General features: G+C 59.2%; 7 protein-coding genes. 6 read left to right on the top strand and 1 reads right to left on the bottom strand.

Annotation, left to right across the window (positions count from 1 at the left end):
* Positions 1 to 464 precede the first annotated feature (464 nt).
* From infC to rplT, 3 genes are read left to right on the top strand one after another with little or no spacing between them, the layout of a single operon-like run.
* The gene (gene infC, locus HMPREF1546_RS01800; RefSeq protein ID WP_021750185.1) at positions 465 to 971 is read left to right on the top strand and encodes a translation initiation factor IF-3; all 507 of its coding nucleotides are present in this window, start codon (positions 465 to 467) and stop codon (positions 969 to 971) included.
* A 33-nt stretch (positions 972 to 1,004) separates the two neighbouring features.
* A complete protein-coding gene (gene rpmI / locus HMPREF1546_RS01795) occupies positions 1,005 to 1,202 on the top strand; it encodes a 50S ribosomal protein L35 (protein WP_021750186.1) in 198 nt (65 codons plus the stop codon).
* 32 nt (positions 1,203 to 1,234) lie between these two features.
* The gene (gene rplT, locus HMPREF1546_RS01790) at positions 1,235 to 1,585 is read left to right on the top strand and encodes a 50S ribosomal protein L20 (protein WP_021750187.1); all 351 of its coding nucleotides are present in this window, start codon (positions 1,235 to 1,237) and stop codon (positions 1,583 to 1,585) included.
* 103 nt (positions 1,586 to 1,688) lie between these two features.
* On the opposite strand, the gene trmB is transcribed toward rplT, so the two are convergent.
* The gene (trmB, locus tag HMPREF1546_RS19095) at positions 1,689 to 2,726 is read right to left on the bottom strand and encodes a tRNA (guanosine(46)-N7)-methyltransferase TrmB (RefSeq protein ID WP_021750188.1); all 1,038 of its coding nucleotides are present in this window, start codon (positions 2,724 to 2,726) and stop codon (positions 1,689 to 1,691) included.
* Between the two features lie 154 nt (positions 2,727 to 2,880).
* Between trmB and HMPREF1546_RS01780 the strand changes: the two genes are divergently transcribed.
* The 3 genes from HMPREF1546_RS01780 (at position 2,881) to HMPREF1546_RS01770 (ending at position 5,999) form a co-directional block, all read left to right on the top strand.
* On the top strand, positions 2,881 to 3,684 hold the full coding sequence (locus HMPREF1546_RS01780) for an alpha/beta fold hydrolase (RefSeq protein ID WP_021750189.1): 804 nt from the start codon (positions 2,881 to 2,883) through the stop codon (positions 3,682 to 3,684).
* 297 nt (positions 3,685 to 3,981) lie between these two features.
* A complete protein-coding gene (locus HMPREF1546_RS01775) occupies positions 3,982 to 4,818 on the top strand; it encodes a 3-hydroxyacyl-CoA dehydrogenase family protein (protein ID WP_021750190.1) in 837 nt (278 codons plus the stop codon).
* 38 nt (positions 4,819 to 4,856) lie between these two features.
* On the top strand, positions 4,857 to 5,999 hold the full coding sequence (locus HMPREF1546_RS01770; RefSeq protein ID WP_021751625.1) for an acyl-CoA dehydrogenase: 1,143 nt from the start codon (positions 4,857 to 4,859) through the stop codon (positions 5,997 to 5,999).
* Positions 6,000 to 6,053: the final 54 nt, after the last annotated feature.

The raw sequence follows: 6,053 nt of genomic DNA, 5'->3' as shown, positions 1-6,053 counted from the left end.
CGGGGCGTCTGCCCCGCCGTATGGCGATTCCAGGGGAGTTACTTGCGGTTTTCCTTCTGGGCCTTGTTCTGGTTCTGCTGGCTGTTCTCACGGTTCTCCTTCTGCTGAGTCTGGCCGGCATCGCGCTTGTTCTGGTTGTCGCGGTTGCTCATCAGGACACCTCCTTTCGCCTGCTTGAGTACATGGCATAGTCTCACCGCCAGCTGCGGAAATTATACGCGGAGGCTGGAAAAAACCTTGTCACCGGAGGAAAAAATGGATTGACAAAAGGACAAAAGGGTGCTATACTAATCCAGCAAAACAAAGAAGGCTGACTGCATCCGCCTCACCTCCAGCGATTTGGCAAAGAGGTTTACACTGCTGTAATCAGACCACCGGGCGGTGGTTTGTTGTTGCGCGGATGCCTGCATGGTATCCGCGTTTTGTGATTCTGAGATGGAGGTGCTTCGACCATTAGTAAAGTAGTGCATGAACTGAACGAGGAGATCAGAGACAAGGAGATTCGCCTGATCGGTTCCGAGGGCGAGCAGCTCGGCATCATGCCCCCTGCGGAAGCTTTGAAGATCGCCGACGAGCAGGGCCTGGACCTGGTCAAGATCTCGCCGCAGGCCGTTCCCCCCGTGTGCAAGCTGATGAACTACGGCAAGTTCCGGTTCGAGCAGAGCAAGCGGGAAAAAGAGGCCAGAAAAAACCAGCACGTGGTGGAGATCAAAGAGATTCGGATGTCTCCGGGCATCGACATCGGGGATTTCAATACGAAGCTCAAAAACGCGCAGAAGTTCATCGCCGACGGCAACCGCGTCAAGGTCTCGGTCCGATTCCGCGGCCGGGAGATGGCCCATACCGACATCGGCAGGGACCTGCTGGACCGGTTTGCCGCACAATGCGCCGAAACCGCCAATCTGGATAAGCCCGCCAAGCTGGAGGGCCGGATGATGTCCATCTTCCTCTCCCCCAAATCCGGCAAGTAATCTGATTTCAACGATACGGAAGGAGCAACCATTATGCCGAAGCTGAAGACCCACAGTGGTGCAAAGAAGAGATTTAATCTGACCAAGACCGGAAAGGTCAAGCGCGCCAAGGCCTACAAGAGCCATATCCTGACCAAGAAGGATACCAAGCGCACTCGTCGTCTGCGTGCCGGCGGCTATGCGGATACCACCAATGTGGATGCCATCCGCAAGATGATCCCCTACAAGTAAGACACGAGACGTTCAAATAGGAGGTTTTTGAAATGGCTAGAGTCAAGGGCGCGATGATGACGCGCAAGAGAAGAAATAAGATCCTGAAGATGGCGAAGGGCTACTGGGGCTCCAAGTCTAAGCACTTCCGTGTGGCCAACCAGGCCGTGATGAAGTCCCTGAGCTATGCCTACACCGGCCGCCGGCTGAAGAAGCGTGATTTCCGCTCCCTGTGGATCACCCGCATCTCCGCCGCCTGCAAGATGAACGGCATGAACTACTCCACCTTCATGCACGGCCTGAAGGTCGCTGGCATTGAGATCAACCGGAAGATGCTGGCGGAGATGGCTGTCAACGACGCCGCCGCCTTCACCCAGCTGACCGAGATCGCCAAGAAGGCGTAAGATCCCTTTCCAGACTATGTGAGCAGCGCCCTCCCAAATGGGAGAGCGCTGCTTTTTGTATATCCAGGGCGGAGGGGAGGCAATCCCCGTTGTGCCCCTTCGGTCAGGCTTTCTGGCAGAAGTACGGCCCGCAGTCCGCCTCATGGGGCTGCGCAAACGTCCAGGTGAAATCCTTGTCTACCACGTACCAGTCCGCTCCGGGAATGGCGCGTGCATCTGCGGGCAGGGTAACCAGCTCCTCCGCCGTCACCGGCCGCACCAGAGGCTCACCCTCCGGCGGCTCTTCATAATAAAAGAGGTATTTCTCACCGGATGCCTCCGACAGAGCCTGCCGGGCCGCGTCGCCGGACAGGCAGGGCACCAGGTTCCAGGAGAAGAGATGCCACAGGTAATTCCCATCCGACAGCACATGCCTCCCCAACTCCGCGTCGGACACGCCGTCGGCAAAAACGTCCAGCCAGCGGTTCTTCACCCGCCGAATGTCGGTGGGGAAGGGTTCCTCCCAGGGAACCATGGTGGCCACACACCGGCAGATGGGCAGCCCCTGCTCATGGAACTTGGCCTCGTAGTCCGTCATGACGCCCACCGGGCCATTCGCATGGAGGTCCCGGGTGACCTCGGACAGCTCAAAGCCGAACAGAGGCTGCTCCTCCACGGAGAAGGTGAAGAGGTCCTGATTGTCCGTCTTGAAGTGGATCTGCCCGCCCATCTTCAGCACCTGGCGGTACAGCCGCAGGAAGTTGCCGTGGGTCAGGCGGCGCTTGGCGTGGCGGTTGCTGGGCCAGGGATCGCAGAAATTGATATAGATCCGGTCCGCCTCTCCCGGGGCAAAGAACAGGGGCAGCTGGTCAGCATTGGCGTCGATGAAGAACACGTTGGTGAGCCCCTGGGCCGCACACCGCTCCATGGCCATGACCATGGCATCCGGCACCCGCTCCACAGCGATGAACAGCACGTCCGGCTCCGCCGCCGCTGTGCCGGCGGTGAAGCGGCCTTTGCCGCAGCCCAGCTCCAGCCGCAGCTCCCGGGCCTGGGGCATCAGCTCCCGCCACTTGCCCGGCATGGAGTAGGGCTCCCGGATCAGGCGGTCGCCGCAGCGCTCCATCCGGGGGATCAGATTCTTTTTCTTTCGCATCCGCATGTGTCAACATCCTCCTGGGTCGGTTCCCGATCCGATTTCAGGAAGACCCCGCCGGGGAGTCCTCCGTACATTCAGAATGCTATTGTACCATACAGACCCGGCGCTGTAAATGGCGGCGTGGATTTCCTGCTTGCGCGGAAAGCAAAGAGATGGTATGATAGCCCAAATGGGAGGGGGGAGCGATGTGCCCAAGGTGCCCTACTGCGGCAGAAGCATGTTTTATCAGGAGGCGGGCGAGGGCCCGGTCCTGATCTTTCTCCATGGCAATACCGCCTCATCCCGGCTGTTTGAGCCGTTGCTTCCACTCTATACGCCTCATTTCCGGTGTGTGCTGCTGGACTTTCTGGGAAACGGGCGCTCCGACCGGGTGGAGTCGTTTCCGGCGGACCTGTGGCAGGAAGAGGCTCGGCAGGCCCTGGCCCTGATCCGGGCGGCGGGCTATGAGAGGCCCTGTCTGCTGGGAACCAGCGGCGGCGCCTGGGCCGCCATGAACGCGGCCCTGCTGGCACCCGGCGCAGTAGGCGCCGTAGTGGCGGACAGCTTTGACGGGCGGAGCCTTCACCCGGGGTTTGCGCGGGATTTGACAGCAGAGCGGGACCGCGCCAAAAGAGACAAGGCAGCCCGGGAATTTTATGCATGGTGCCAGGGACCGGACTGGGAGGCGGTGGTGGACCGGGACACGGATGCCCTGTTGCGATGCGCCGCCTCCGGACGGCCGCTGTTCTGCGGCCCGCTGGAGCAGATGCGGCCGCCAGTGCTCCTGATGGGGAGCCGGGAGGACCCCATGTGCAGACAGGATTTGGAAGAGGAATACAAGGCGATGGCGGCGCAGATGCCCCATGCCGCCGTGCGCTTGTTTGCATCCGGTGGGCACCCTGCCATTCTTTCCCGGGCGGAGGCGGCTAAGGAGGAGATTCTGGCATTTTGGCTCCGGTGCGAGGCGGCCGAGAGGCTGTGAGATTTCCGGCAGATACAGCTGGAACGAAGGGCCTTGTGAATGCATTAACAAAATTGTATAAAGTTTAACGAGCAATTTGTATGAAGTGTAAAAAACGTGAAATTTTTCGCAAACTGCACAAATTATACTTGATAAATGCCGCCAGTCACCCTATAATAAAGTTTGTGAGTAAATTGGCAATATCGGAATGACTCTGTGTTCTCCCGGAGGGGCGGCACAGCCCGGCCCCCTGGAGTGCCGAAAGGCATGAAACAAGGAAACCAAACAATTTATTCAAAAATAACAGGAGGAAAAATCATGAAGGTTGCAGTTTTTGGCGCAGGTACCATGGGCAGCGGCATTGCGCAGGTTTTCGCGGCAAAGGGCCACACCGCCCTGATGTATGCCAGCTCCGTCGCTTCCGCGCAGAAGCACAAGGATAAGCTGGCTGCTTCCCTGCAGAAGCGGGTGGAGAAGGGCAAGATGACCCAGGAGGCTGTGGACGCCCTGCTGGCCAACGTGCTGGTGGAGGAGAAGTCCGCCTGCGCCGACGCGGATCTCATCATCGAGTGCGTCAAGGAAGACATGGCTACCAAGAAGGAGCTGCTGAATGAGCTGGACAGCCTGTGCAAGCCCGAGGCCATCTTCGCCTCCAACACCTCTTCTCTGTCTATCACCGAGATGGGCAACGGTCTGAAGCACCCCGTCATCGGTATGCACTTCTTCAATCCCGTGCCCAGCATGAAGCTGGTGGAGATCATCCGCGGCGCCAACACCACCCAGGAGACCTTCGATTTCGTCTATAAGCTGTCCCAGGAGATCGGCAAGGAGCCCGTCGAAGTGGCTGAGGCCCCCGGTTTCGTGGTCAACAAGATCCTGATCCCCATGATAAATGAGGCCATCGGCCTGGTAGAGACCGGCGTCGCCTCCGTGGCCGACATCGACAAGGCCATGCAGCTGGGCGCCAACCATCCCATGGGCCCCCTGGCTCTGGGCGACTTCATCGGCCTGGACGTGTGCTTGGCCATTATGGAGACCCTGTACAATGAGACTGGCGACTCCAAGTACCGTCCCGCGCTGCTGCTGCGCAAGATGGTCCGCGGCGGCCTGCTGGGCAAGAAGACCGGCAAGGGCTTCTATGATTATTCCAAGTAATTGAAGTCAGCACCAACAAGAAAAGGAGTTAATGGTATATGGATTTTCATCTGACAAACGAGCAGCAGATGCTCCGGAAGATGTACCGTGAATTCGCCGAGAACGAAGTGAAGCCTCTGGCTGAGGAGATCGACGAAGAGGAGCGGTTCCCCATGGAGACCGTCGAGAAGATGGCCAAGCTGGGGATGATGGGTATTTACTTCCCCAAGGAGTACGGCGGCGCCGGCGGCGACGTTCTGTCCTACGCCATGTGCGTGGAGGAACTGGCCAAGGTCTGCGGCACCACTGCTGTTATCGTTTCTGCCCACACTTCCCTGTGCTGCGCCCCCATCTTTGAGCACGGCACCGAGGAGCAGAAGCGGAAGTATCTGCCCGACCTGCTCTCCGGCAAGAAGATCGGTGCCTTCGGCCTGACCGAGCCCAACGCCGGCACAGACGCCTCCGGCCAGCAGACCCTGGCGGTGCTGGAGGGCGACCACTACGTCCTCAACGGTTCCAAGTGCTTCATCACCAACGGCAACGTGGCCGATACCTTCGTGGTGTTCGCCATGACTGACAAGTCCAAGGGCAACCACGGCATCTCTGCCTTCATCGTGGAGAAGGACTTCCCCGGCTTCTCCACCGGCAAGCACGAGAAGAAGATGGGCATCCGCGGCTCCTCCACCTGCGACCTGATCTTTGAGGACTGCATCGTTCCCAAGGAGAATCTGCTGGGCAAAGAGGGCAAGGGCTTCAAGATCGCCATGCAGACCCTGGACGGCGGCCGGATCGGCATCGCCGCGCAGGCCCTGGGCCTGGGCGAGGGCGCTGTCAACGAGGCTGTCAAGTACACGCAGGAGCGTGTCCAGTTCGGCAAGCGCCTGAGCCAGTTCCAGAACACTCAGTTCCAGCTGGCCGACATGCACACCCGGATGCAGGCTGCTCAGTACCTGGTGTATGCTGCTGCCATGAAGAAGCAGAATCACGAGGACTATTCCATGGACGCCTCCATGGCGAAGCTGTTCGCCGCTGAGGCTGCCTCCGATGTCACGCGCCGCGCCGTCCAGCTGTTCGGCGGCTACGGCTACACCCGCGAGTATCCCGTGGAGCGCATGATGCGCGACGCCAAGATCACCGAAATCTACGAGGGTACCAGCGAGGTCCAACGGATGGTTATTTCCAGCCGCCTGGGCGTGAAGTAAGATAGGAGGTAAAGGTTAACATGAAAATCATTGTTTCCATCAAGCAGGTTCCCG

It is taken from the genome of Oscillibacter sp. KLE 1745 (assembly GCF_000469445.2).
Taxonomy (GTDB): Bacteria; Bacillota; Clostridia; order Oscillospirales; family Oscillospiraceae; genus Oscillibacter; species Oscillibacter welbionis.
The sequence above is the reverse complement of the archived record's forward strand: the minus strand, read 5'-3'. Positions and strand labels throughout refer to the sequence as shown.

Coding starts and splice junctions, on each gene's coding strand:
- rpmI (WP_021750186.1), top strand. CDS start 1,005: ATGCCGAAGCTGAAGACCCACAGTGGTGCAAAGAAGAGATTTAATCTG.
- HMPREF1546_RS01780 (WP_021750189.1), top strand. CDS start 2,881: ATGATAGCCCAAATGGGAGGGGGGAGCGATGTGCCCAAGGTGCCCTAC.
- trmB (WP_021750188.1), bottom strand. CDS start 2,726: ATGCGGATGCGAAAGAAAAAGAATCTGATCCCCCGGATGGAGCGCTGC.
- HMPREF1546_RS01770 (WP_021751625.1), top strand. CDS start 4,857: ATGGATTTTCATCTGACAAACGAGCAGCAGATGCTCCGGAAGATGTAC.
- rplT (WP_021750187.1), top strand. CDS start 1,235: ATGGCTAGAGTCAAGGGCGCGATGATGACGCGCAAGAGAAGAAATAAG.
- HMPREF1546_RS01775 (WP_021750190.1), top strand. CDS start 3,982: ATGAAGGTTGCAGTTTTTGGCGCAGGTACCATGGGCAGCGGCATTGCG.